This window comes from Leptospira yanagawae serovar Saopaulo str. Sao Paulo = ATCC 700523 (assembly GCF_000332475.2).
In the GTDB taxonomy this organism is placed as follows: Bacteria; Spirochaetota; Leptospiria; order Leptospirales; family Leptospiraceae; genus Leptospira_A; species Leptospira_A yanagawae.
This window is the reverse complement of the sequence record NZ_AOGX02000013.1, coordinates 33,042-57,270: the sequence shown is the minus strand read 5'-3', so window position 1 is coordinate 57,270 and position 24,229 is coordinate 33,042. Positions and strand designations below refer to the sequence as shown.

The window sequence follows — 24,229 nt, the reverse complement described above, 5'->3', positions numbered from 1 at the left end:
AAATATTGCAAGTCTTAGATTTTTTGAAATCCCTCTTGTCGTAACTCGGTATCCTTTGTTCCATTGGCAACAATGAATCCGATCCCAAAAGCACCCATCATTCGATCCGAAGACAACTCTGTAGAAGTTGCCTGGTTTTGTGACCTTTGCAATGGAGATTATGAATTTTTAGGTGTTCCGGATGGAAATTTGCGTTCCAGCTTTGAACATTGCTCCGATATCATTCGAACGGCAGATGAATTGGGGTATCAAAATATACTATTACCTTCCTCTTACCAAACGGGACAAGATACCTTGACTTTTGCCGCTGCAGCTTCGCAGTTCACAAAACAAATCTCTCTCCTAACAGCGATTCGGTGTGGAGAAATCCATCCTCCTATGTTATCGAGAACCCTTTCCACCTTGGATCATATGTTAAAGGGAAGATTAAATATCAATATTATATCATCCGATTTGCCTGGTACGGTGAAAGATAGCAAAACAAGATATGAAATTTCAAAAGAAGTCATTCAAATCTTACAACAAGGTTGGACAAGAGACCATATCAAGTTCCAAGGGAAACATTACCAATTTGATTTAACTTCAGATCCCGTAAAGTCGTATCAAGAGAATGGTGGTCCATTATTGTACTTTGGTGGGATTTCTCCGGATGCAAGAGCTCTTTGTGCAGAGTTTTGTGATGTATTCCTTATGTGGCCGGAAACCGAAGAAGGGTTAGCAGATACGATGAAAGACTTAAGTGAACGCGCCTCTACATTTGGGAGAAAAATCGATTTTGGATTAAGAATCCATTTGATTGTCAGGGATACCGAAAACGAAGCAAAAGATGCCGCAAAACGTCTGTTATCAAAACTTGATATGGATAGGGCAAACGATATCAAACACCGGGCACTTGATTCGAATTCAGCAGGCGTATTACGACAAGATGAACTTAGAAAACAAGCAAACTCAGATCTTTTTATTGAACCAATGATTTGGTCAGGGATTGGACTTGCACGTTCAGGATGTGGTTCTGCCATTGTTGGTACACCAGAACAAGTGTATGAAAAAATCCAAAGATACATTCAAATGGGAATTCGAGCTTTTATCTTCTCTGGTTATCCTCTCATCGAAGAATCAAAGTTATTTGCTAAGAAAGTTTTACCACAAATCAAAACTGTGAATTTTGCTGAAGCCCAAGGTAGGAAACCAAAAGGAATTCCCATTACCCCACTCACTACAGGAGAAAGAAAATAATGGTACCTCAAATTGAATTTCCAAAACACAATTTTTCTATTTCAAGGTTGGTATATGGCATTTGGAGACTTCATGAAGATCCACTTGGAGCAAAAGTTGAAAGGATTTATGAGAAAATTCAAACTTGTTTAAACTTTGGAATCGATACCTTCGATCATGCCGATATCTATGGAGATTTTGAAAACGAAGAAAGATTTGGAAGAGTATTAGAAAAACACCCTTCACTCAAATCAAAAATCAAAATCATCACAAAATGTGGAATCCAAGTTCCTGGCTCCAAATTTCCCACCAAACATTACAATACATCCAAAGAACACATTCGGTATTCTGTGGAACGATCTTTACGGAAACTAAAAGTTGATGTTTTGGACGTAGTGCTCATCCATAGGCCAGATCCACTGATGGATCCTCATGAGATGAGCGAAGTTTTTGATTCTTTAAGCAGAGAAGGAAAAGTGAAACATTTTGGTGTCTCAAATTTTACAATTTCTCAATTCCAAATGTTCCAATCATTGTGCAAACAGCCACTTTTTACAAACCAAGTAGAGTTTAGTTTATTTCGCACAGAACCGCTGTTTGATGGTACATTTGACCAAGCAATTCAATATGGATTTCATCCCATGGTTTGGTCTCCTACAGCAGGTGGAAAAATCTTTTCACCAAAAACTGATACCGAAACCATAACCCTCCAAAAATTACAGGTACTGGCCAAAGAGAAAGGATGTAGTGCAGATCAAATCCTTTACTCTTGGTTTTTGAATCATCCTGCTGGATTGATTCCCGTACTCGGTACGAATGATGGGAAACGAATCCAGTCGGCGACAGAATCTTTTTCCTATCCTCTTACGAGGGTGGAGTGGTTTTCCATTTTAGAAATTGCAAGGGGAAGAGAAGTGGCATAATGAATTCGTTAAGCAATTAAACGAATTGGAAAAGATACTAGTCGTTATATTGAATAAAAATCTCGTATAACAGAGATAGGTTCTCGCCTCTACTGCGGATTCTGGTGGGATGGACAGGAGGGGTAGTTTTTATGCTTTCTGAATTGGCTCCCAACCATTATTTTTCCGGTAATTCGCTCACTCGGGATTTGGCCGACGATTTGCATTCCTGTTTTTCCCGTAAACCTTCAGCAGAGGTTTGGGAAGAAACTGTGGAGACCATTGCGAGAATTCCTGAGATCATTTCTACTTGGATCTTGGAATACCTACAAGAGTCACAAAACTTTCGTTTGTTGGCAATTCATAGCCAATTCGAAATAGAAATTCCAAAAGTGATTTCAAAATACTCTCTACCTTGCCATCACGTTGTTGATTCCAATATGATCTTTGAAATGAATTTGTTAGGGCAAAATTCTTTTTTCCAATCATTAGGTGGGTTTACTTTGGATGAATCACGAGCAATGTACTTGGGTTATCCGATTCGTTCAGATATTGGAACTGTGATCGGTGTGATTGGTATGGTTGTGGATGATAAGTTTAAACATAAATATAAAAATCTAAAATTGATTGATGTCATTGCAGACCAGCTCAGCCAAGAGTTAATTCGTTTTAAAAACGAAAATCTAATTTCTGAAACCTTAAATACCGCTTCGTTTGTAAAACATTCTTTGGCAGAACTGTTTCGACTTCTTTCTACTCAATCCAGTGATCTAATGGTGGTATGCCGAAATTATTTACAAACAGGATTGAATCTCTTTGGTTTACCCTTAGGATTAATTGCATCGAAAGTAGGCGAACATTGGGAATACAGTCTCGTGGAAGGGAATATCCATGGGATATTTGAAGGACAAAGATTTTCGAATGAGGAAGCTAAATTTTTGATACCGAATGTGCCTAGTTCTGCTAGGATCTTAAATCAGAAATCAGAGATATCCGATCAAAACGTGAGAGACCATTTAATCAATCGCAATGTTTCTTGTCTGATGGAATTCCCACTTAGAATCCATAATCAAACCATCGGTATTTTGGGTTTTTATGGTTTTCGTGATCAAAAAATTGAATCCATCGAATTGTTCCAACGAGTATTTGAATTAATGGGGATTGGCCTTGCGAACACAATCGAAAAACATAACATAGATTTACTTTCCAAAATAGTTTTTTTGGAAAAAGAATACTCAATTCATTAAATTTTGTTTTAGGATCAGTTTTTTTCACTAAGAAAATCAGATGAATGCTGGTTATTTAGTATTTACGTTAAACATTTGTCAGTTTATAAATTGCTTCTTCTTCCGAGCTTAGAAAAAAACATCTTTACCTGAATTCATTTCGTAAATAAAATCCTTTAGACTTTTACTGGAATGAATCGTGAAATCACCTATGATTGCGAGTTTCATTTGGTAGTTGATAATTTTTTGTAATACATTTCCGGCAATTCCTGTTTTCAAATCAAAAAAGTTTTCCGCAAAATGAGATTGTCTCAAGACAAAACGAGAACAACCAAATTCATATTGAATGGTGGCAAATAAGTCAAGAGCATAGGATCCATCTGTAATTAAAGTTTCTTCAGAATCAACGACTGCGATTTCAATATTGTTTAAGTTCATTTTGCGAACATTCATTGGTTATTGTCCATTGAAGTTAGTCGTCTGGTTTTAATTAAGTTTTGATCCTTTGTCAGTAAGGATATTTGGTCCAATTCCAAAAGGTTTCTTTTGACCACGTGATTGTAAATCCAAAAACCTTTCCTTGTTAGTAATTTCTTTTCTATCCGCCTAAAAAATAAATTTGACAATTTATAAAAAATAACCTATAGGTTATATAACCAGTTAGTTATGCAAACACTTGACGCCACTTTTTCTGCCCTTGCCGATCCCACAAGAAGGGCTATTTTAATGTCCCTTGCAAAAAAAGATCATACCGTGATGGAGCTAACCAAACCATTTCGAATGAGCCAACCTGCGATTTCAAAACACTTAAAAGTTTTGGAAGAAGCGGGACTCATCATAACGACAAAACGAGCTCAGGAGCGTCTGCGCCGTTTGCAAACTGCTCCTCTGAAAGAGGCAGTGGATTGGATGGAAAAATACCGTCTGCTGTGGGAGACTCGCTACAAGGCTCTTGACGGACTACTAGTTGAACTACAAAAAATGCAAACGAAGAAAGGGAAAGGAAAATGAAACCTAACAAAAATGAAGTGAAAATGGAGAGAAGAGGGGATACAGAAGTTGTGTTCACACGATACTTCGATGCACCAAGACAATTGGTGTTTGATTGTCACACCAAACCTGAGTTAATGCGTCTGTGGCTCATCGGACCTGAAGGTATGGTTCTCGAAACTTGTGAGCAAGACCTAAGAGTGGGTGGAAAATATTTATATTTATATGCAGATCAAAATGGAAACAAATCAGGTGTGTATGGAACCTTTCGTGAGGTCGTGGTACCTGAGAAGTTAGCAAATTCAGAAAATTATATTATGGATATGTCAACTTTTAATCCAGATGCACCGGAAGATCCTAATGCAACTTTCGAATCACGTACATTTACCTCAGAAGGAAAACGAACCCTTATGACACATCTTTGCCGTTATGCGACACCAGAGGTTTGTCAGATGATGGTTGAAACTGGTGCAGCGGATGGAATGGCAGAATGTTATTTGGAATTGGACAATTTATTAGGAAAGATTGGATAGGGAACGGGCAAGAGAGTAGAAGCTAAAAGGAAATCATAGGAGAATCTTTTTATCATCACTTCTCTTCCTTTTTTACTCCATTTTATCCAAATTGATCATTCATTTTCAAAAACTGTCATTAACTCTTTTGAATGGAACATATCCACAGGAGAAATCACTGGTTCTGAATATGGGATTTTGTTTCCATATCTTTTTTTCATCAAACTTTGAACAGGTTTTGAACTGAGATCAAATTCCTTTAAGGTTTTTAAATCACCAATTTTTAAGCCTGTGAATTTTTCATATAATTTCCATACAAGTTCTGTGCAATAAATTCGATTTTCTGACCATTCAAAGTATAAATCATAGTGTTTTCCAATTAATGAATTGCCATATTCTTTCATTTGAAAAATGATTTCTGGTTTTAGGATTTGATTCGCATGATGGATGATTTTGATCACAAAATGTTGGTTAGTCCCTCTTTTGATAAAGGAATCTAAATCTGTTATTTTGACTGGTTCAATTGCTTCCAAAACTTTGTAAACATTCCCATATTTGAAAATGATTCCGACATGGGTGTATCTGGACTTGGTTGCTAATTTGATCGCAGTGGCTTGTTCTGATTTTGATTCGTGAAAGATGATATCACCTTCTTGTAATTTGGACCGATCAATTGGCTTTCCTGAATTGGGATGAGTAATAATGCAAAAGAGTAGAATCAGTAAGGATTTTGATTTCATAAAAATGAAGTCCTGCAACATGAATGATTTATAATGATCATTACGAATCAATTTTAAAATATGATAGGAAATGATTCCAATTCCATTTGTAAATCTACTCGGGAAGAAATACCAATGATGATAATTTAAAGAGTTGGTTACAAAATCAAAATTAGTTTGATTTTGTAATTATACCTTTTCCATCCTTCCACTACCAAGGAATCTCTTTTTTGTCTCGAAAGAACTTACCTGTTGGCCCGTTCTCTGGTAACGTAGCAGCCCATACGATGGTCTCGGCACCTTTTTCAACAGGCCTTGTTGCATTGGCTCCACCCATATCGGTTTTCACCCAGCCAGGGCACACTGAATTGATTTTGATATTTTTTCCGACCCCTTCAGCGCTTGCAAGATTAGTAAGTGCATTGATTGCCGTTTTGGAGATACGGTAAGCGGGATACCCACCCCCCATATCCGAAAGTTGTCCCATTCCTGAACTAACATTGACAATGCGACCATAATTGTTTTGTACCATCATAGGTAAAAAAACCTGAATCAATCGGAAGGGACCAAAAACATTCACAAGTAAAGTTCTGTGTAGGTCTTCCGGTGTGGTATCAAAAAAAGAACCAGGGTCTGTGAAAATCCCAGCATTATTCACAAGGATGTCCAAACGACCGAAACTGCCCGTGATCATATCCAAAACTTCATTGATACTTTGTTCTTTGGAGACATCAATTGAAACTATTTCTCCTTTGCCAACAGATGTGACTTCTTTTAAAGTATCTTCCGCATCCGATTCGTTCCTTGAACCAACCAAAACATAAATCCCTTGTTTAGCAAGATCAATGGAAACTTGTTTCCCAATCCCTCTGTTTGCACCTGTAACAAGTGCTATCTTTTCTTTTGGTTGGTTCATGGGAAACTCCTCTTATCTTTTTTGAAACGATCGGTTTCATTTGATACCGATCTCATTCCATTTTATTTCGTTTTTGAAAGTTCTTTTAACCAAGTATCAATTTGGGCTTCTATAAAAACTTTATCCGTGATCACCCATTTAGACATCAGAACATGCATTCCATTTTCCACTGCGACTTTTTTATTAAGAGGGTTTGGGGTTTTTTCCAGTCCAAAGTTTGCATATCCTTCTAACATTTTGGGAACACTGGCTGTTGGATCCTGTTCCTTTTCATTTTTATAATAATACAAAAGGAGAGCAGGGGAAGTCACTTTTCGAAATACTTCGGGAACTGCAGCGAAGTTTTTTAAATCATTCACACCAACAAGAGCCGCAAAGTACTGTTCAGGATACCAATAATTGTTTCGTTCTGGTAACACTTTCGGATTGTTATGGACGGAAGCTCTTACTTTCCCTTTGAGTAAATGAATGAATGTGAGTCCACCGGGATAGTTGAGTATATTCAAACTTCCATCTACAGGTGCATAAAATGGATTCGCTAAAACAAGTCCATCTACTTCTTCAGGATATTCGGAAGCAAGCCAAGTGGCAAGGAGTCCTCCCATAGAACTTCCAAACACAACAACACGATCACCTTGGGATTGCATCATGTACAAAGCTTCTCTAGATGCATCTAAGTAGTTGTTAAAGTTTTGATCTCTTTGGTCTTCTTTATTTGTCCCATGACCTGGAAGGCGTAGTAGGTAAGTATTGGCTTTAAATTTTTTTGCCAATTTTTCCATTACCTCTTCGCCTTCTGCACGGGAGGCACCAAAACCATGAATGTATAAAAATGCGAGTGGGGTTTTTTTGCCAAAACTGATATAACGTTCTTCGTTTCCAGGTCTGTGGTTTTTGCGTTTGCTTTCTTGTAACTTCTCTTGGAAGTAGGCATCAAAGTTCGCATAACTCAAGTTTGCTTTGGGTTCGTAATTGGGACGGCCCGCGCAGGAAACTAGGACAAAAGAAACGGTGATGAGGACAACAGCAGACAGTTGTCGGAGGTTGTGGAATAAAGAACACGATTTAGCCATACAAATGGAAAATTTTACAGTGTATTTGCTTTCTTGTAAAGAGAGAAAAACCCTTGGCACAGGAAGGGTCGTACGAAAAAAGGTAGTAAATACCCCATTCTCATAAGGAACATCCCGGAATGTATAGCCAATTCACAGAGCAACAACTTGAAATCAGAGATTTAGTTCGTAACTTCGTCAAAAAAGAAATCCCACATGAAGTAGCCTTGCACTGGGATGAGAAAAACCAACACCCAACAGAACTCATCAATAAAATGCGTTCGGAACTAGGAATCAACGGACTTGTGATTCCGGAAGAATACGGTGGATGGGGACATGGTGCGATTGAGCAGTGTTTAGCCATCGAGGAATTGTCTCGTGGTTGCCTTGGAATCGCGTTAGGATTTGCTTACACAGGTCTTGGAATCCTTCCCATCCTAAAAGGTGCCACTCACGAACAAAAATTGAAATGGCTTCCCGAAATTGCGGACGGTAAGTTAGGAGTTTCTTTCTGTTTGTCTGAGCCAGGTGCTGGTTCTGACGTTCCTGGTATGACCACTCGCGCAGAGAAAAAAGGCGACAAATGGATCATCAACGGTGCAAAACAATGGATCACTGGTGCATCTGATGCCCAAGCCTTTACTGTATTTGCTTATACTGATAAAAACCGCGGAACTCGTGGAGTTTCTTGTTTCTACGTTCCACGGAACGCAAAAGGTCTCACTGTTGGGAAAAAAGAAGACAAACTCGGAATCCGAGCGTCTTCCACTCACCAAGTGATTTTTGAAGATTGTGAAGTGGGTGAAGACGCACTCGTAGGAAAAGAGAACCTCGGTTTCGTTTACGCTCTCCAAACTTTGAATGCTTCACGTCCATTCGTAGCAGTAATGGGAGTGGGTGTAGCACAAGCAGCACTTGACCATGCAGCTCGTTACGCTCGTGAGAGAGAACAGTTCGGTGTGAAAATCGGAACGTTCCAAGCAGTGCAACACATGTTAGCTGATATGTCCATCAAAGTGGAAACTGCAAGAGAAATCACTTACAAAGCAGCTCGACTTTCTGATGCAAACGATCCTAACCTTCCAAAATATTCTGCAATTGCAAAAGCATACGCTTCTGAATGCGCTGTTCAGTGTGCAACTGATGCCGTTCAAATTTTTGGAGGATACGGATACACAAAAGAGTATCCTGTTGAGAAATTGATGAGAGATTCCAAAATCCTCACCATCTTCGAAGGAACCACACAAATCCAAAAGAACGAAATTGCCGCTTACGTAATCAAAGAAGCAGCTTCGAAAAAAGACTAAGATTCGTTCATTCTAATCTTAGGAAGGAAGCCTCCAGGAATGGGGGCTTTTTTTTTGGGGTGGTACAGATTGGATATTGGTATCCCCACCCTGATTGGGTGGGGTGTGTCCACCCGCCACCCAATGGCTTCCTCCTACCACAGCCAAGAAATTCCCTCCATCCAAAAATTGAATTTGCAAATTTATTTTTAGAGAAGTTCATATTTTCCCATAGATGGACCAAAATTTTACAATCCAATTGGTAACGGAACCAAATGCACACTCCCAACAATGTATTGATTCGCTATGGGATGAGATCCAAACACGGTATGGATTCCAAGCACCAAACCCAATGGCATTCTCTGATTTTATTCCACCGAAAGGTAGGTTTTTCATCGCTATCGATCACAAAACAAATGATGTTTTAGGTTCAGCCGCCTATTCAATGTTTAATGAATCGCAGTGCGAGTTAGATGCGGTGTATGTGTTCCCAAGGTTTCGAAAAAGGAAAATCGCTACTGCATTGTTAGGTGCTATTGAAAAACAAGCTGGTTTGGATGGATTTACATTTATGAAACTTCGTGCAGGAAACCCACAACCAGAAGCATTACAACTTTACAAAAACTTTGGATTCAAAGAAATTCCAAGATTTGGGAAATGGATTTCCGATCCCACAGCCGTTTGTTTTGAGAAAAACATACACAGATAGATAGTTTGGCTGCCCGGGCGGGCTTCCTCCGGGGTTCGCGTCCGCTCCCGTCCCTTGTTCGTTTCCACTCACAATGGACTAAACCCTACGGATCCCTGGCAGGTGTTGTTTGCATATATGAATTTTTTTTCCGAATTCTAGCTTCGTTCTCTCCCTAGATGAAAAAAAAGGCTGACTTGCAAATCCCAATCTGAGAGACTCTAAGTCCCGTTTTGGCCAGGAATATACATTGAATCCTCCTTCACAAAAACCAAACTCTTCTGCATCACGAAAAGAGATAAATTACCAACGTATCCTTCGTGAAATGGAATTTTTGGGGAAACTTGGTCATTGGGAAATCAATTTAACCAATGCAAGTGTCCATTGGTCAGACGGGGTATTCGCCATCCTTGAAATGGAACCAAGTGATATGCCCGTTTCACTCGAGTTAGGTTATCATTCTGTTCATCCCGATGACCGTGAAAAAGCCAAACAACATTTGGAAGATGTTTTGACAAAAGGAATTCCTTATAATTTGGAATGCCGTTTAGTGACTGCAAAAGGAAACATCAAATACATCCATAGCCAAGCAGAAGTGATCCGCGATGAAAAGGGAGTTGCCATTCAAATTGCAGGCATTTTCCAAGACATCACAGAAAAAACAGAATCCATTTTTCATCTCAAACAACAAGAAATTAGATTGAGTTCCATTCTGCAATCTGAGCCTGAATGTGTGAAAGTGGTTTCACCAGATGGAATCCTGATCGAAATGAACCCCGCAGGGCTTAGTATGATCGAAGCAGATTCTTCAGAAGAAGCCATCGGCCAAAAAGTAGAATCTTTAATTGAACCTGCTGACCTTAAGTTTTACCAAACCATTCATGAAAATGCCCTCAAAGGAATTAAGTCAAGTGCTAGATTTCGAATCATTGGTATGAAGGGAACACAACGTTGGATGGAAAGTACGGCGGTCCCACTAACAGACCAAACAGGAAATATCGTTTCTGTTCTTAGTTTAACAAGAGACATCTCCGAAAAAGTTACAATTGAAGAAAAACTCATTCGCATCAAACGAAATCAAGAGGCGCTAATCAATGGAACTTCTGATTTGATTTGGTCAATTGATACTAATTTTTGTTTGGTGGCAGCAAACAAATCCTTTTTAGATGTTCTGAGTTATTTGCAACAAGTTCCCGCTAAAGAAGGAGATAATGTCCTAGTTAAAACAGCGGGTGAAGAATTTTACTATAAATGGAAAGAATATTATGAAAGGGGACTTTCTGGTGAATCGTTCACAACTTATGAAAATTTTATCAGTCCCATCACAAATGAAGAAGAACATAGGGAAGTTTATTTCAACCCGATTCGCAATGTTGACGAAAAGATAACGGGCCTCGCTTGTTTCTCAAAAGATATTTCCATTCTTATGAAAAAAAGTAAGGAACTTTTATTAAATGAAAAAAGATTTCGTGCACTTGTAGAAAATGGAACCGATGTCGTCATGATATTAAATCCAAGAGGGCAAGGAAAATATGTATCACCCTCTATTACAAAAGTGATGGGATATACTGAAGAAGAAGCCCTTCAGCTAAGTTTATTTGATGTGATCCATCCCGATGATACTCCTAAGTTAAAAAAAAGATTATTTGAGGTATTGGCCCTTCCTCTTGGTGCTTCGTTACAGAGTGAAACCTTTCGTGCAAAACATAAAGATGGATCTTGGCGGATCGTGGAGTCTACTCTCACCAATATGTTGTCCGACGAAACGATAGGAGGCATCGTTGACAATTTTCATGATGTGACCGACAGGGAAACGCAAATGGAAGCCATCCAAGTGCAAAACCAAAAATTAAGAAACATTGCATGGACCCAATCTCATGTGGTGAGAAGCCCTTTGGCAAGGATTATGGGGATCATCGAACTCATTCGAACACGAAGTTTGACAAAAGAAGAAGAAGAAAGAAGTTTAGGGTATCTATTGGATTCTGCAAATGAGTTGGATGATGTCATTGGCGATATTGTCAGAAAATCCCAAGAAGTGATCCCACCAGAATTTAATGTAAAGCCGTAAAGATTTTCACTTGCCACAAACTTTGTTTTGGTTCTAATTCTTTCACCATGGTTCTATCGACATTCCTTTCCGACTCATTCCTTTCCCTTGTGTCACTCTTTGTGGCATATCAGTTTTTAGGTAAATCTGCGATCCCGTCTCGGTCCGCTTTTTATGGATTTTCTATCATTGGGATTTCTGCTGCTCTTGGAGCGATTCACTTTTTAGGAATCAATACTCTCGATTCCATTTACCGTTTCTTTGTGGGACTTTCCGGATGTCTGGGTGTTCCTTTACTTGGAGTTTCGTTTTTCCATTTTACCTTTCGTTCCGTTTCCACGAAAACCTTTTACCTTTTGATCGCTCTCTTATTTGCCCTTTACTTGGTATTTGGATATTTGTACCCACTTCCAATTTATTCGACTGTTGTCGGTGGCATTGCAATGGCAATTGTACTTGTGAGTTCCATCATTCGGTTTCCAAAACATGCAAATGCGGCGATCATGGGAATCGTTGGTGCTGTTTTATTTATACTAGCAGGTCTTGTCATTGGCACAAAAGGTTCCAGGGGTCCATTACTGAACGTTGATATCTTTCACGTCTTACTTGCGATTGCAAATTATTGCCTTGGACAAGGGATTCGGAAATTAAGCTAGAAATAATCATGAGCTTTTGCTATTCTATCTCTGAAACGATATGGCAACATCTCCTTCAGAATCAACTTTAGAAAAAATTTTAAAAGTTCAAACGGAGTTAACATCAGCAAATCCTGAAGTTCCCCTTTTATTACAACTCATTACCACAAGGTCAAAAGAACTTGTGGGTGGTGATGGTGCTGTTTTTGAGTTGGTTGAAGGAGAGGATTTGGTGTACCGAGCTGCCAGTGGTACTGCCGAAAACCAAATTGGATTACGTCTTAAAGTAAATGGAAGTTTTTCAGGATTAAGTTTACAATCCAAAGAAATTTTATACTGCATTGACTCAGAAGAAGACAATCGAGTCAATCGTGAAGCTTGTCGGGTTGTAGGTTTACGATCCATGATCGTTGTGCCTTTGTATTTTGACTCTGAGGTGTTAGGTGTTTTAAAAGTTCTCAGTGTAAAACCGTCTAGTTTTACAGAAAGTGATATTTCTGCACTTAATATGTTGTCAGGAACAATGGCAGCCATTTTACACAATGCATACCGATGGGCGGAAAGAGAAAAACGATTACAATCGATGTCATACCTTGCAAGTCATGACACACTCACAGGAATTTACAATCGATCCGCATTTTATGATTATTTGCGACGTGGGATAGCTAAATTAGAATCAAATGCAATTTCTCTCACAGTTGCCATGTTTGACTTAGATGGATTAAAACAAGTGAATGATACCTATGGCCATGCAGCAGGTGATTTTTATATTGCTCAATTTGCAAAACGACTTTCTAATTTGATCCAAGATCATGATGTATTTGCAAGACTAGGTGGTGATGAGTTTGGATTGATTTTGATGAACCCAGAACCGAAAGAGTCTGTGACATCCTTTTTGACTAGCATCGCAAAACTTGTGGAAGGTGAAGTTAATTATGAGTCTAAACCTTTACTCATCAAAACAAGTTACGGAATTTCTCATTATCCTGAAGATGGTAAAGATTTAGAAACTCTTCTTGCAAAGGCCGACGAAAGGATGTACGAAAACAAACGAGAACGAAAAAAGAACCAATCCAATTAGAGTTCAACTTGTTTGATCTATTTCTTTTCGGAACCAATCGAAGAAATTCACGCAGGCAATCGATCAATCAATCCAACTGGTTTTGTCTAACCATTACCAATGCATCTTAACTCAAACTTATTCTCTCCCCTTCGTCTCCCCAACGGAATCTCTCTTCCCAATCGTTTGGTAAAAGCCGCCATGGAGGAAAACCTCTCCAATGAAAATTTAGAACCAAATCGTTCTCTTTGGAATTTATATGAAGTTTGGGCGAAGGGTGGAGTGGGAACTCTCATCACTGGAAATGTGATGGTGGACCATAGAGCCATGACAGGTCCTGGAGGTGTGGTTTTAGAGGAAGGAACTTCTCTCGATGGATTTAAGACTTGGGCCGAAACCGTAAAATCGAATGGTGCAAAGATCATCATGCAAATCAACCACCCAGGAAGGCAAATCTTAGCGAAGTTAGGTGGTAATGTATGGGCTCCTTCAGCTATATCAGTTGATCTTGGTAACCTTTCCAAACTTTTGGGAAAACCAAAAGCGATGGACGAATCCGAAATTCTTGAAACCATACAAAGGTTTGTTACCACAGCAAAACTTGCCGAAAACTCAGGATTTGATGGAGTTGAAATCCATGCTGCCCACGGTTATTTGATAAGCCAATTCCTGTCTCCGTTAGTGAACCAAAGGACGGACAAATGGGGTGGGAGTTTAGAAAACCGTTCCCGGTTTTTATTGGAAGTGATCCAGTCTATTCGTAAGTCGGTCAGTCCAAATTTCATTGTCTCTGTCAAAATGAATTCAAGCGATTTTCAAAAAGGTGGTTTTCCCTTTGAAGATGCCATCGAAGTAATAAAAAAAATACAACCGTTAGGTGTTGATTTTATCGAAATCTCGGGTGGGAACTATGAGGCTCCGGCAATGCAAGGTGTTTCTCGTGATGGTTCAACCCTGGCAAGAGAGGCATATTTCTTAGACTTTGCTCGGCAGATTACAAAAATTGCGACTGTGCCCATCATGGTAACAGGAGGAATTTCAAGAATACAAATAGCTGAAACTGTATTGGAATCGGGTGTTTCTCTCGTTGGTATGGCAACGGCCCTTGCACTGAATCCCAATTTACCAAATGATTGGAAGGAGGATCGAAATCCAATTGTGAAATTACCACTTCCGAATTGGAAGTCCAAAGCACTGGCAGGCCTTGCCACAATGGCTATGGTGCGTTACCAATTGCAGCGACTTGCCAAAAAGAAATCACCAAAAGTAAAAATTTACCCTTGGTTTCGTCTGCTTTCAGATCAATTGCGTTTGTTTCGATTAACAAAACGATACAGAAGGTGGATGGAGAATTCTAAATTTTGATTCCCACTCGATTGGGAAAAACAAAATTACATTGAGTTTAATTCATTTGTTTCTGATAATATCGATCTCGAAATGCCAAGGCAACTTTGACAAGAAGGATCAAGGCAGGTACTTCGATTAACGGACCGATGACGCCAACAAAGGCGGCACCACTTCCAATACCAAATACGCCAATGGATACAGCAATCGCTAATTCAAAGTTATTGCCAGTAGCAGTAAAACTTACCGCTGCGTTTTTGGAATAATCCACTCCAAGTTTGTATCCTAAACCAATACTTAAAAAAAACATCGTAATGAAGTATAAAAGTAAAGGAATCGCAACTCGTACGACATCATCGGTCAGATCAAAAATCATTTCCCCTTTAAGACTAAACATCACAATGATAGTGAAGAGAAGGGCAACAAGTGTAATGGGCGAAATTTTAGGTAGGAATTTGGATTCATAATATTCCTTTTTTCCAAATCTCTCAAAACCAAAGCGTAATAAGTATCCTACAAGAAAAGGAATTCCTAAATAAATTCCAACAGTTTTAGCGATTTCGGATATTTCTATTGGTACTGCTGTTGCCGCAAAACCAAAATAAGGTGGAAGAACCGTAATAAACAGATAGGCATAGAAACTGTAAAAAAATACTTGAAAGATACTATTCAGTGCAACAAGAGCGGCACCATATTCTCTATCTCCATTCGCCAGATCATTCCAAACAATGACCATTGCGATGCAACGAGCAAGTCCAATAAGAATTAATCCGGTTCTGTATTCTGGCTCATTCGGTAAAAAAAGAATCGCAAGAAAAAACATAAGAATTGGTCCTACAATCCAATTTAACACCAGAGATAATGTTAATAGTTTTCCATCACGAAACACTTTACCCATTTCATTGTATTTTACTTTGGCTAAAGGTGGAACCATCATTAGGATCAGTCCAATGGCTAATGGAATATTCGTTGTTCCAATATTAAAATTTGAAAACGATTCTACTGTTGAAGGCAGAAATTTTCCTAGGATAACTCCAATTGCCATGGCTCCAAAGATCCATACTGTCAAATAACGATCTAAAAATGACAATCGTTTCATTTAACAACAACCTGCCGTTTCTTTTTTTGCATTACGGGGTTGGCAACATGACGAAGGAGTAGACTCGATTTTTTGAATTCCTGCCACTTGTAATGACAACATATCGTCCACTTTCGGAAGTCCACAGCTTGTTTTCGCTTTGCATTCAGTAGCACCATCTTTTAAATGTATTACAAATGCAGAGCCATCAATCTGAGCGTCAGATACGAAAAACTGTCTCATAGCAGTGGTTTGGTTTCCAAATTCAATTCGTAAAATGGCATCATCTGGGATCGTTATCGCTTTTGAAACTTTCGAGTAGATGTTGCCAATTTTTCCAAGATTTAAACTTTCATTTTCTTCTTTCTCTTTCGGTTCCAAAACTTGTAGGATGATTTCTTTCCAAGAATCTAAATTCCCACCACAATCAACGGCTTCAATGGTTGCTAGTTTAAATTCAGTAATATGAAAGTTCGGAAAAATTGTCTGATCTTTGTTATAAATAAATTTTAATTGTAATTCAGGATACAATTCCAAATGTTTTTTAAATTCAATCCAAGTGAGTGATTCCATCTTTTTCTCCATTTTAATTTAATTCCTTTTTTACAAAGTTTTCACAGTAATTTCGGATCTCTTCTCTCGTTTCTGCAAAGGCTTGCCAGATCTCTTCATCGGTTCCTTGTTTTTTGGAAGGATCAGTGAAGTTATGATGGAAACGTTTTGCATCACTGGGAATGTAAGGACAATTCTCTTTTGCATGATCACAAACAGTAATGATATAATCAAAACGAACATCTTTGTATTCATTCACGTGATTGGAAGTGTGACTTGATATATCAATCCCCACTTCTTTCATGGTAGCGATTGCCTTAGGGTTCACACCATGTGTTTCAATTCCTGCGCTGTATACGTTTGCTTTGTCTTTGGCATAAAAACGCATCCAACCTTCGGCTATTTGACTTCTACAGCTATTCCCTGTACACAGGATTAAAATATTCTTTTTCATTTTAACAACAACTCCCATTTTCCTTTTGGAATTCTCCTATTGATTTGATACATGTGATAAACTCTTCCGACATTTGATTAAAAATTTCCCAATTGATACAGTAACAAGAGCTGGTGCCTTCCACTGTTCCTTTCACTAACCCACCTTCTTTTAGTTCTTTTAAGTGTTGTGACACCGTAGATTGGGCCAAAGGTAATACTTCTACAATCTCACCACAAACGCAAGTTTGGCGACTGGCCAATACTTCTAAAATTGCAATCCGCGCTGGATGTGATAATAGTTTGGCAAATGATGCAAACCTCTGGATGGAATCTTGGAATTCAGTTTTTTTATTGATTGCCATAGTATATCGTAAATATACGATTAATGGATGGGGCATTCACCGTCAAGGGATTTTTTCCTTTTGGAAATCCACTTTAGTCCGGGTTCTCCATTCTTCGTCGGTAGCTTAGAACCTGGATTTGTGAGTGGTGCGGTGTTTCCCAACTCATGATGCGAGTTGGGACTTTGGACTTGGTTTAGGTTCGGGGAGTCGGGAGGCCGTTTTGGAGCTTGTGTATATTAGATTCCAGAACCGTCAGGAATCACAACAGGTTCATCAGAAGTAGGGGTGTCTGGTTTCACATCTGCGGGGGTATAACCATGGTCATTTGGTTTTGGACGGGTTTCAAAATCACTAACTCCCGGTTTGTGATTGCCTTCAACTGAGAATAACCAACCATCTTCTTGTTTTTGAGAAACACCTTGTTCATGAGGGAAAGTGTCAATCGGACGGATGGTGATGGAAACATATTGGATGAGTCTCTCGTCTTTTTTGGGGTCTAAATACGCCAAACTATCGTTACGCCATCTGTTTTTCGTACGTGGTTCCCTACGAAAACTTTTCATCACGGTATCTAAGTCTTTTCCATATTTGGGATACAAAACACGAGTGGTTTTGGCTTGGATGACATAATACATTCCACCTTTTCTATGGAATAAAAATCGATTGGAAATGGTTTGTTTGTTTTCTGTATAATGGAGGACAACAAATACCGATTCGTCAAAACCTGCGATTTCGTTTTCTAATACTTTTTCGCGAACGAGTTTTAAATCAGGGTATTTCGTTAAAAAAGTATCAATGGTTTCCTCAATAAAACGATCCAAATCATATTCTTTTGTTCGGCGAGCCACATCGATTTGGAGAATTGCTTCACGATTGGTTTTTGCAATTTGGATCCGTACTGTGTCTGCATGGCGTAATACTGACTTAGCCCAACCTCTAGGGTATTCAAAAGCAAATCCCAAAGAGTCTTCAATCCATGTAGCAGCTTCGATTCCTGTTACAGTAAGACATAATAAAATTAAGAGGCAAAGTCGCTTTTTCATACTTAAAATATCGGCCATAGGTACTATGATTATTGATAGTCCATTAATCCTTTTCGTAAATCTGATTTTGGAAAATAACCGATCTTTTCCCAGGAACCATGGTCATAAATGGCCACGGACTCAAGTAAAGGTTGCAGAGGTGAACCATGGAATGGTTTTTTCCGAATCCAACTGATCATCCGAAAGATCCTTTCTAAAATTTGGGACCAAATCCCAGAAACTGGGATGGGAACTTGGAACTTTTTGGTGATTCCCAAACTACGGAAGGTATCTATCACTTCTTGGATTGTCACTGACTCAGGATGGGAAAATGCATAAACTGACTCAGGTTTCTTACCAGCTAAACATTGTTTGGTCCAAAGGTACAAAGCTTCTGTTGCATCATTGATGTGTAAAATCGATTTTTTACGAGTGGGTGGGATTTTTGGGTACACACCTCTGTTTAGAAGTGATTTTAATTTAGAAACAAAACTTTTTGTTCCTTTTCCATAGATACTTGCCAAACGAATCACTGAATAAGTTTTGTTTGCTTGGAAAACAAAATCTTCTGCCAAGGATTTTGTTTTGGCATAAATTGTTTTCCCAAACCTTTCACTATTCAAAGTTAAATTTGTTTCCTTTGGTCCATACACTGAAATACTACTCACAAATCCAAAGTAAGGGATTTTTTTTTCTTCCGCAAATCCAACTAAATGTTTCGTAGAATTTACATTGATTTGGTAATAAGTTTCCTCATCAACTTTTGCGCCCGATACAACGGCGGCTAGGTGTAGAACCAAATCAATAGATTCCGTAATCGCAAAATCTTTTGGTGATTTTATTTTGACTAAGTCTCTTTCATAAAACTTAAAATGTTTATGATGGCGAATGTGTTCCGGAAAATGGGAATGGTTTGTTCCTATAGCGATAATTTTAAAATCAGGAATTAGTTTTCCAATCAAAGCCTTACCGAGAACACCACTTCCACCAGTGATGAAAATTGTTTTTGTCATATAATAAATACCATTTGAAACCAACCAACGAGTGCACCGAGGGCTGCTCCTACGAGGATAAGTAACATTTCGTCTTCTTGGAAAGCAGACCGTAAAATCGATTCAAATTCTTTTGGTGGAAGTGCTGACATGCGGTCTCCCATCATTTTCTCAATTTGTAAAGATTCTCCTAAATATGCTTCTAAATGAAATGCATTTTCGATTGCATTATCAGCCATCGCAACTGCAATCCTTTCTTTTGCAGCATCAAATTCGCTGATTTTTCCGGTTGCATATAAGGCAGGTTTGGCAAGGAAAGTCACAGTGTCCACATGGCCACTCACTTCTTTACGGATGATATCAATGATTTCCTTTGATGCTTTTCCAAAGATAAGTTCTGAGAGGATGTTTTTTGGTGTGAGGATTTTTTCACTTACAAGTTTTGCATATAACCTGGATACCTCGTTTTGTCTTTTTAAAAACAAACCTTGGTAGGTCCACAGTCCCAATACTTTTTTAGGAAGAAGAGGGCGAAAAATCATCTCTAAGGCTAAATAGTTCGTAAGATAACCAACAATGACCCCTTGGATGGGAAGTGTCCATGACAAGGGAAAAAATATCATAAATACCATTTGGACAAGACCAAGTAAAAATCCAAAATAGAAACCAGACCTTTCGATAAAACGAAACTCAGGTGCACCTACCTCTTGGAATAGCTCCACCACCAAACTTACGTTACTGCCTGATAATTTTTTTAAGACCAAGGCCTTTACATCAAATAAAGAATCGATATCTGCTTGGAGTTTTCGAATCACTTTGCGGATGGTGATCCCACTTTCTCTTTTTACCTTATGATAAATTTCTTCTTTGACAAGGTCAGGGATGATTTCCCAAAGTTTTGGATCTAAACTATCAGAAAATTCTTTTATCGTATAACGAATGCTAGAGTCGAGAGCAGGTAAAAAAACAGTTTCCGCTTTTTTGGGATCTACTTTTAAAAAAACTTCTTTGATATTGAGTAGGCGCTCTGTGATCACATCCACAGACTTACTTGCCATTTTGTGTGCTTTTCTAGGGATGATGCCTTGCCAACCGAAGTAAGGAGGGATTCCGACAAAATGGATGGGGTAAAAAGTCATTTTCAGTGCCAACCAATTGGTCACCCAACCCACAAACCCATAGGTAAAGGGGATCATAAGCAATTTCCACCCGCCAACCGAAAGCCAAAAATCCCACATATTTCGTTAGGAGTAGGCTTTGAGTGGGAAGGGATAGGGCAATCCAAATTCATTTTCACGTCTATTTTTCCCACAAATTGTCTAAAAATGGAAATTTTTATCCGATACCCATAAAAAAGATTTGCATTGTGTACGAAAACAAACTACAACTGGTACACTTCGAAGGTTCTTAGGAATTTCCCGAAGTGATTTGAAAGGAAGTGGCCAAAAGCCACAAAGCGAATTTGATTAGAGGGTAAGTCTATGCGCGTTCGAGGGATGTTCACCATTCTCGTACTCATTTCATTGGTGTTTGTGGGTTGTTCCCGCAAAAAGAAATCCATGCCATTTTGGTTTTTATTGGGAACTGGCGGTGCCGTTTCTGACGGTCGTGACCAAAACTCAACTCCACCTGATTCCAACGATGTCCCACTTCCTCCTCCTGGTGGCTCCATTGGAGTTACCGATCCCGATGAAATTCCTGGAAACCAATCCGAACAAGAAGTTCCAAACCATGGACCTGCACGTGTCATTGGATCCATCGTGCCAGTTGTCTCTGGTGTTCCAGCAAATATCGTTTGTGGAAATCCTGGAGCCCCAGCAGCGCCCACTTGTGTTGACCTCAGTTTGATTTCAGTTCGTATCGAAGTTGCCAATGGTGATGTGAGTACCCTCGTCGCTTCTAAATTTGCAGAGGCCAATGGAAATTTCCAATTTGATTTATCCGATTTGCCAAATAACAACTACCGTGTTCTCATTAACACAGGTTATGGTCTGAATTACACATACCAAGACTTTTCTTATGTATACGACCCAACGCAAACTCCTTTTACCTTGGTTAACGTTGGCAATTTACTTGCGGAAAGAATGTATTATTCAGGTGGCCCTGCTCAGTTTGTAGGTGTGGTCACAAGCCCAGGTTTTGTGGGCGATGGAGTAAATGTTCCGCAAGGCCCAGTGGCGGGTATTGTTGTGAACATTGTTGATTCAAGTGGGAACACAGTGGGAACAGGTGTAACGGATTCTAATGGTCAATATGAGATCTCTATCAATCCTCTTCCTAACGGAAATTATACGGTCGTTTATGTAGGAGACTCTGTTGATGTTTCTGGCCAACCATTTGCGACAAACCAAGAATCAATTCATTTTACCTTTCCTGGCACAAACCCAAATACAGTCGCTGTAGTAAACTTAGGTGAAACATCTCTCCCTTGGATGGCAGCTACGGAAAGTGACCTTCTACTTTCTGGTGTCATTCGAAATGGTGCCCTCGCAAATGACTCATCCACTGTTTTCACAATCAAACTAAAGAATGAACAAGGTGCTATCTTACAAACGATTCAAATCACCGGGAATGGTAACTTTTCCATCGAAGGATTTGAACTCACGAATGGTGTGTATTACCTAGAAGTATCCAATCCTTCTTTTTACACAGTCACACAATCCTTTTTATTCACTGCAGCTCCAAATGGGGGTGTAAAGTCTGTCACTCTTACGGATCCAATTCTCATCGTTGCAAAACCTTCAATGGTCATTGGTTATGTGAAAGATGCAAACAATGAACACATTGCAGGTGCCGTAATCAATGTTCGTCCTTCAGCGAACCAAGCACCTTCCAATATTGTTTATTTGAAGGATGATCCAATTTTAGGAAATGCCATCAAACTTTGGATCCTCGAATCATTGAGTGCTGTTGCTGGAACCAATTGTGCATTAAATCCTACGGGAACCGTATGTTCCTGTGCTGTGAACCCAACAGCAACATGTTTGGCGGCTGTCCAAGGGACTGGTCCGTGGGCATACCAAACGTATGCAAACAAACTGTATGAAGTAAACCCTTCTACCAAGGAAGTTTCCTTTCTCGGAGCGAGTGGACTTTGGGCCTATTATATCTCCGCACCTGGTTTTGAAAACTATTGTGGCAATCATGCGGCTCCTTGTTCCTCCAATCCATTGCAAGTGAGTTTAAATGGTGCTACCTATAATGCCGGAACCATTTCTATGACCTCAATTGCCACAAGATCCCAAATTGCAGGTTCCATTTCCGTTCGTGATAATGCTCCTTCAGCTAACTCTGTCCATGCGGCGCAGACCGGCCTATTTGTTGTGATGCTGGGGAATACAAATGAATCAGGAGCATCTCTTGTTCATATCACAACAACTGTTTCTGGACAATTTAGTTTTGGTGGAAACTCCTATGTCGTCACTTTACCACAAGTGTTACCAGCTCCATTTACAAATGATGACACAGGTAAAGTATCCTATGCCCTTTACCAATTGGGAACGGGTCTTGCTACGACACTTGCCAATTCACCAAGTGTAGCACGTGCGAATGACAATACAGCTTCGGTAGACATCATTAACGGATCTGAATATAATTTCCGCCAAAGTTCCTACCAAATCATTGTTGTGGACCGCGTTGCTCCTTCTTACCAATCGAGTTATCTTTCAACCAATAGCCTTCGCGTTGACACATCAAATGTTGCAACAAACCTTTATGCAGGAGCCCCAGCAGTTTTCCAGTTAAATGGTCTTGTCCTACATAGTGCAAGGGCAACAGTAACAGGGGTTGTGACGGATGCTGTTTCCACTTCTGTTGTGAGTGGGGCAACGATCACACTCGGTAGGTTAGTGGGTGGAAACTTTACACCCGATGTTAGGCGTGACTGTTCAGGTAGTTTTGATGCTCCGAATTGTTCTATTCCGAATACAAGAACTGCAGGCAGTGACCAAGTGGTCGGTTCTGTTTCCTCACAAGCAAACGGAAGTTATAGTTTTCCATTCCTCTCTCCAGGTTCTTACCACCTCCGCGTAGAAAAAAATGGAATCACGACTTACTTCCCTGTGGAAGTCGGAACTGGTGGAGGAACCGTTGTTGTGAACACCCCTGTCATCACAAATGATGGTCGTGGTCATCTTTCTGGATCGGTAAGAACACCAGGTGGATTTGCATTCCTCGGAACCTATTCCCTCGAGATTGTTGACCCGAATGGTGGAACAGCTCGTCCGACTACAGGTGTCCAGCCGGCATCCATTGCAACTGGTTCGACAGCTTTTTCTAATGCAAGCCAATACACAATTTTCAATATCAATGCAGGTCGATGGAAAATTCGGTTTGTTTCGGCCGGATACCAAACTGTCGAAGGAATTGTGGACATCCAAGCAGATGTCACTACCAATTTTGATATCATCACCTTTGTCCCTGGTAGCCAAACAAGTGGAACCATTTCTGGTAGAGCACTCTCTGCCCTATACAACACAGGAGTATGTAACCTAACGGCTCGTATCCGACCTGGTGTGAATGTAAAATCAGGTCCTTACGCGATTGATGGAAATGGAGTCACCATTCCTTCTGTCAAAACCTCGACTGATGGTTCTTATGCGATTCCATCTGTTCCACCAGGAAACTATACTTTGGAAGTCTCCGGTGCTGGGAAACGAGGTAATTGTACATCAGCGCAAGAAAACTATTCTACCACTTACAGAACGGTTGTCTCTGCAGGATCCGAAACACCAGCCAACCAAAACATCTTGGTCACTCCAATCCTTGGCGAAAACGAGATGCGTGTCGTTCTGACATGGGGTGCCAAACCTCGTGACCTAGACTCTCATATGCAATATGGAACTGGGGCAAATGATCGTATCGTTTGGAATAACCGCACTCCTCTTGGTGCTGGCAATGGAAGTTTAGATTATGACATCACAACTGGATATGGACCAGAAACCATTACCGTTCAAGGATCCATCTGGAACCAACCAAACCGTTATTACAGTGTGTATAACTGGTCCGGTGAAGCAAGTATGGGGATTTCTGGAGCCAATGTTCGGGTATTCAAAGGCAGTGTAGGAGAGGTAAGGAATTATTCCATCGCTCCGAACCATTCCAATCGTTGGTGGAAACTGTTCTGTATCGCCCAAGACAAATCCATCACGGATGTGGGCACAGGAAGTTGTAATGCAAACAACTTTATAGAAAGGTCAATGTATCGATAAA

The 24,229-nt window shown here is 39.7% G+C and carries 23 protein-coding genes; 12 read left to right on the top strand and 11 right to left on the bottom strand.

Annotated elements, in window-relative coordinates; all coding sequences use genetic code 11:
• The first annotated feature begins 72 nt into the window (after positions 1 to 72).
• The 3 genes from LEP1GSC202_RS02750 (at position 73) to LEP1GSC202_RS02740 (ending at position 3,364) form a co-directional block, all read left to right on the top strand.
• Positions 73 to 1,236 (top strand): LLM class flavin-dependent oxidoreductase, encoded by a 1,164-nt coding sequence (locus LEP1GSC202_RS02750; protein ID WP_015676114.1) that lies wholly within the window; start codon positions 73 to 75, stop codon positions 1,234 to 1,236.
• Positions 1,236 to 2,138, top strand: a complete 903-nt coding sequence (locus LEP1GSC202_RS02745) for an aldo/keto reductase (RefSeq protein WP_015676236.1) — start codon at positions 1,236 to 1,238, stop codon at positions 2,136 to 2,138. Before LEP1GSC202_RS02750 ends, LEP1GSC202_RS02745 begins: the two co-directional genes overlap by 1 nt.
• Positions 2,139 to 2,269: 131 nt before the next feature.
• Entirely contained in the window at positions 2,270 to 3,364 is a 1,095-nt protein-coding gene (locus LEP1GSC202_RS02740; protein WP_015676159.1) for a hypothetical protein, read from the top strand.
• A gap of 108 nt (positions 3,365 to 3,472) precedes the next feature.
• Here LEP1GSC202_RS02740 and LEP1GSC202_RS02735 read toward each other — a convergent pair whose 3' ends face one another.
• Positions 3,473 to 3,796, bottom strand: coding sequence for a DUF4180 domain-containing protein (locus LEP1GSC202_RS02735; RefSeq protein WP_015676173.1), 324 nt, complete (start codon positions 3,794 to 3,796; stop codon positions 3,473 to 3,475).
• Positions 3,797 to 4,009: 213 nt separating this feature from the next.
• Between LEP1GSC202_RS02735 and LEP1GSC202_RS02730 the strand changes: the two genes are divergently transcribed.
• Together LEP1GSC202_RS02730 and LEP1GSC202_RS02725 are read left to right on the top strand one after the other, a co-directional pair.
• Entirely contained in the window at positions 4,010 to 4,354 is a 345-nt protein-coding gene (locus LEP1GSC202_RS02730; RefSeq protein ID WP_015676288.1) for an ArsR/SmtB family transcription factor, read from the top strand.
• Positions 4,351 to 4,866: an SRPBCC family protein gene (locus LEP1GSC202_RS02725; protein WP_015676249.1), complete on the top strand. Its 516-nt coding sequence runs from the start codon at positions 4,351 to 4,353 to the stop codon at positions 4,864 to 4,866. Before LEP1GSC202_RS02730 ends, LEP1GSC202_RS02725 begins: the two co-directional genes overlap by 4 nt.
• Before the next feature lie 95 nt (positions 4,867 to 4,961).
• On the opposite strand, the gene LEP1GSC202_RS02720 is transcribed toward LEP1GSC202_RS02725, so the two are convergent.
• The 3 genes from LEP1GSC202_RS02720 to LEP1GSC202_RS02710 all read right to left on the bottom strand — a co-directional run bounded on the left by LEP1GSC202_RS02720 (position 4,962) and on the right by LEP1GSC202_RS02710 (position 7,613).
• On the bottom strand, positions 4,962 to 5,585 hold the full coding sequence (locus LEP1GSC202_RS02720) for a YiiX family permuted papain-like enzyme (RefSeq protein WP_015676291.1): 624 nt from the start codon (positions 5,583 to 5,585) through the stop codon (positions 4,962 to 4,964).
• 190 nt (positions 5,586 to 5,775) lie between these two features.
• Positions 5,776 to 6,480, bottom strand: coding sequence for an SDR family NAD(P)-dependent oxidoreductase (locus LEP1GSC202_RS02715; protein ID WP_015676277.1), 705 nt, complete (start codon positions 6,478 to 6,480; stop codon positions 5,776 to 5,778).
• 62 nt (positions 6,481 to 6,542) lie between these two features.
• Positions 6,543 to 7,613, bottom strand: a complete 1,071-nt coding sequence (locus LEP1GSC202_RS02710; RefSeq protein WP_015676184.1) for an alpha/beta hydrolase — start codon at positions 7,611 to 7,613, stop codon at positions 6,543 to 6,545.
• A 59-nt stretch (positions 7,614 to 7,672) separates the two neighbouring features.
• Between LEP1GSC202_RS02710 and LEP1GSC202_RS02705 the strand changes: the two genes are divergently transcribed.
• The 6 genes from LEP1GSC202_RS02705 to LEP1GSC202_RS02680 all read left to right on the top strand — a co-directional run bounded on the left by LEP1GSC202_RS02705 (position 7,673) and on the right by LEP1GSC202_RS02680 (position 14,616).
• Entirely contained in the window at positions 7,673 to 8,839 is a 1,167-nt protein-coding gene (locus LEP1GSC202_RS02705) for an acyl-CoA dehydrogenase family protein (protein WP_015676321.1), read from the top strand.
• Between the two features lie 214 nt (positions 8,840 to 9,053).
• Positions 9,054 to 9,527 carry a GNAT family N-acetyltransferase gene (locus LEP1GSC202_RS02700; protein WP_015676284.1) on the top strand — a complete coding sequence of 158 codons (474 nt, stop codon included), beginning with the start codon at positions 9,054 to 9,056 and terminating at the stop codon, positions 9,525 to 9,527.
• Between the two features lie 229 nt (positions 9,528 to 9,756).
• Positions 9,757 to 11,577, top strand: a complete 1,821-nt coding sequence (locus tag LEP1GSC202_RS02695) for a PAS domain S-box protein (protein WP_015676192.1) — start codon at positions 9,757 to 9,759, stop codon at positions 11,575 to 11,577.
• Positions 11,578 to 11,624: 47 nt separating this feature from the next.
• On the top strand, positions 11,625 to 12,212 hold the full coding sequence (locus LEP1GSC202_RS02690) for a DUF6962 family protein (RefSeq protein ID WP_015676292.1): 588 nt from the start codon (positions 11,625 to 11,627) through the stop codon (positions 12,210 to 12,212).
• Positions 12,213 to 12,252: 40 nt separating this feature from the next.
• Positions 12,253 to 13,272: a sensor domain-containing diguanylate cyclase gene (locus LEP1GSC202_RS02685; protein ID WP_015676212.1), complete on the top strand. Its 1,020-nt coding sequence runs from the start codon at positions 12,253 to 12,255 to the stop codon at positions 13,270 to 13,272.
• 99 nt (positions 13,273 to 13,371) lie between these two features.
• A complete protein-coding gene (locus LEP1GSC202_RS02680) occupies positions 13,372 to 14,616 on the top strand; it encodes an NADH:flavin oxidoreductase/NADH oxidase family protein (RefSeq protein ID WP_039928013.1) in 1,245 nt (414 codons plus the stop codon).
• A gap of 37 nt (positions 14,617 to 14,653) precedes the next feature.
• On the opposite strand, the gene arsB is transcribed toward LEP1GSC202_RS02680, so the two are convergent.
• From arsB to LEP1GSC202_RS02645, 7 genes are all read right to left on the bottom strand, one after another.
• Entirely contained in the window at positions 14,654 to 15,694 is a 1,041-nt protein-coding gene (gene arsB / locus LEP1GSC202_RS02675) for an ACR3 family arsenite efflux transporter (RefSeq protein WP_015676271.1), read from the bottom strand.
• Positions 15,695 to 16,258 (bottom strand): DUF6428 family protein, encoded by a 564-nt coding sequence (locus tag LEP1GSC202_RS02670; protein WP_015676170.1) that lies wholly within the window; start codon positions 16,256 to 16,258, stop codon positions 15,695 to 15,697.
• 1 nt (position 16,259) lies between these two features.
• Complete coding sequence (locus LEP1GSC202_RS02665) at positions 16,260 to 16,679, bottom strand: arsenate reductase ArsC (protein WP_039928066.1); 420 nt, start codon at positions 16,677 to 16,679, stop codon at positions 16,260 to 16,262.
• 1 nt (position 16,680) lies between these two features.
• Positions 16,681 to 17,022, bottom strand: a complete 342-nt coding sequence (locus tag LEP1GSC202_RS02660) for an ArsR/SmtB family transcription factor (RefSeq protein WP_015676188.1) — start codon at positions 17,020 to 17,022, stop codon at positions 16,681 to 16,683.
• Positions 17,023 to 17,240: 218 nt separating this feature from the next.
• Complete coding sequence (locus LEP1GSC202_RS02655) at positions 17,241 to 18,047, bottom strand: hypothetical protein (protein WP_015676186.1); 807 nt, start codon at positions 18,045 to 18,047, stop codon at positions 17,241 to 17,243.
• Between the two features lie 29 nt (positions 18,048 to 18,076).
• Positions 18,077 to 19,039: an NAD-dependent epimerase/dehydratase family protein gene (locus LEP1GSC202_RS02650; RefSeq protein WP_015676120.1), complete on the bottom strand. Its 963-nt coding sequence runs from the start codon at positions 19,037 to 19,039 to the stop codon at positions 18,077 to 18,079.
• On the bottom strand, positions 19,036 to 20,214 hold the full coding sequence (locus LEP1GSC202_RS02645) for a DUF445 domain-containing protein (protein WP_015676311.1): 1,179 nt from the start codon (positions 20,212 to 20,214) through the stop codon (positions 19,036 to 19,038). Before LEP1GSC202_RS02645 ends, LEP1GSC202_RS02650 begins: the two co-directional genes overlap by 4 nt.
• Positions 20,215 to 20,499: 285 nt before the next feature.
• Between LEP1GSC202_RS02645 and LEP1GSC202_RS02640 the strand changes: the two genes are divergently transcribed.
• Complete coding sequence (locus LEP1GSC202_RS02640) at positions 20,500 to 24,228, top strand: hypothetical protein (RefSeq protein WP_015676183.1); 3,729 nt, start codon at positions 20,500 to 20,502, stop codon at positions 24,226 to 24,228.
• The last annotated feature ends 1 nt before the right edge of the window (position 24,229 follow it).

Coding starts and splice junctions, on each gene's coding strand:
- LEP1GSC202_RS02655 (WP_015676186.1), bottom strand. CDS start 18,047: ATGAAAAAGCGACTTTGCCTCTTAATTTTATTATGTCTTACTGTAACA.
- LEP1GSC202_RS02705 (WP_015676321.1), top strand. CDS start 7,673: ATGTATAGCCAATTCACAGAGCAACAACTTGAAATCAGAGATTTAGTT.
- LEP1GSC202_RS02745 (WP_015676236.1), top strand. CDS start 1,236: ATGGTACCTCAAATTGAATTTCCAAAACACAATTTTTCTATTTCAAGG.
- LEP1GSC202_RS02720 (WP_015676291.1), bottom strand. CDS start 5,585: ATGAAATCAAAATCCTTACTGATTCTACTCTTTTGCATTATTACTCAT.
- LEP1GSC202_RS02730 (WP_015676288.1), top strand. CDS start 4,010: ATGCAAACACTTGACGCCACTTTTTCTGCCCTTGCCGATCCCACAAGA.
- LEP1GSC202_RS02650 (WP_015676120.1), bottom strand. CDS start 19,039: ATGACAAAAACAATTTTCATCACTGGTGGAAGTGGTGTTCTCGGTAAG.
- LEP1GSC202_RS02740 (WP_015676159.1), top strand. CDS start 2,270: ATGCTTTCTGAATTGGCTCCCAACCATTATTTTTCCGGTAATTCGCTC.
- LEP1GSC202_RS02750 (WP_015676114.1), top strand. CDS start 73: ATGAATCCGATCCCAAAAGCACCCATCATTCGATCCGAAGACAACTCT.
- LEP1GSC202_RS02660 (WP_015676188.1), bottom strand. CDS start 17,022: ATGGCAATCAATAAAAAAACTGAATTCCAAGATTCCATCCAGAGGTTT.
- LEP1GSC202_RS02690 (WP_015676292.1), top strand. CDS start 11,625: ATGGTTCTATCGACATTCCTTTCCGACTCATTCCTTTCCCTTGTGTCA.
- LEP1GSC202_RS02715 (WP_015676277.1), bottom strand. CDS start 6,480: ATGAACCAACCAAAAGAAAAGATAGCACTTGTTACAGGTGCAAACAGA.
- LEP1GSC202_RS02665 (WP_039928066.1), bottom strand. CDS start 16,679: ATGAAAAAGAATATTTTAATCCTGTGTACAGGGAATAGCTGTAGAAGT.
- LEP1GSC202_RS02680 (WP_039928013.1), top strand. CDS start 13,372: ATGCATCTTAACTCAAACTTATTCTCTCCCCTTCGTCTCCCCAACGGA.
- LEP1GSC202_RS02725 (WP_015676249.1), top strand. CDS start 4,351: ATGAAACCTAACAAAAATGAAGTGAAAATGGAGAGAAGAGGGGATACA.
- arsB (WP_015676271.1), bottom strand. CDS start 15,694: ATGAAACGATTGTCATTTTTAGATCGTTATTTGACAGTATGGATCTTT.
- LEP1GSC202_RS02670 (WP_015676170.1), bottom strand. CDS start 16,258: ATGGAGAAAAAGATGGAATCACTCACTTGGATTGAATTTAAAAAACAT.
- LEP1GSC202_RS02735 (WP_015676173.1), bottom strand. CDS start 3,796: ATGAATGTTCGCAAAATGAACTTAAACAATATTGAAATCGCAGTCGTT.
- LEP1GSC202_RS02685 (WP_015676212.1), top strand. CDS start 12,253: ATGGCAACATCTCCTTCAGAATCAACTTTAGAAAAAATTTTAAAAGTT.
- LEP1GSC202_RS02645 (WP_015676311.1), bottom strand. CDS start 20,214: ATGATCCCCTTTACCTATGGGTTTGTGGGTTGGGTGACCAATTGGTTG.
- LEP1GSC202_RS02640 (WP_015676183.1), top strand. CDS start 20,500: ATGCGCGTTCGAGGGATGTTCACCATTCTCGTACTCATTTCATTGGTG.
- LEP1GSC202_RS02700 (WP_015676284.1), top strand. CDS start 9,054: ATGGACCAAAATTTTACAATCCAATTGGTAACGGAACCAAATGCACAC.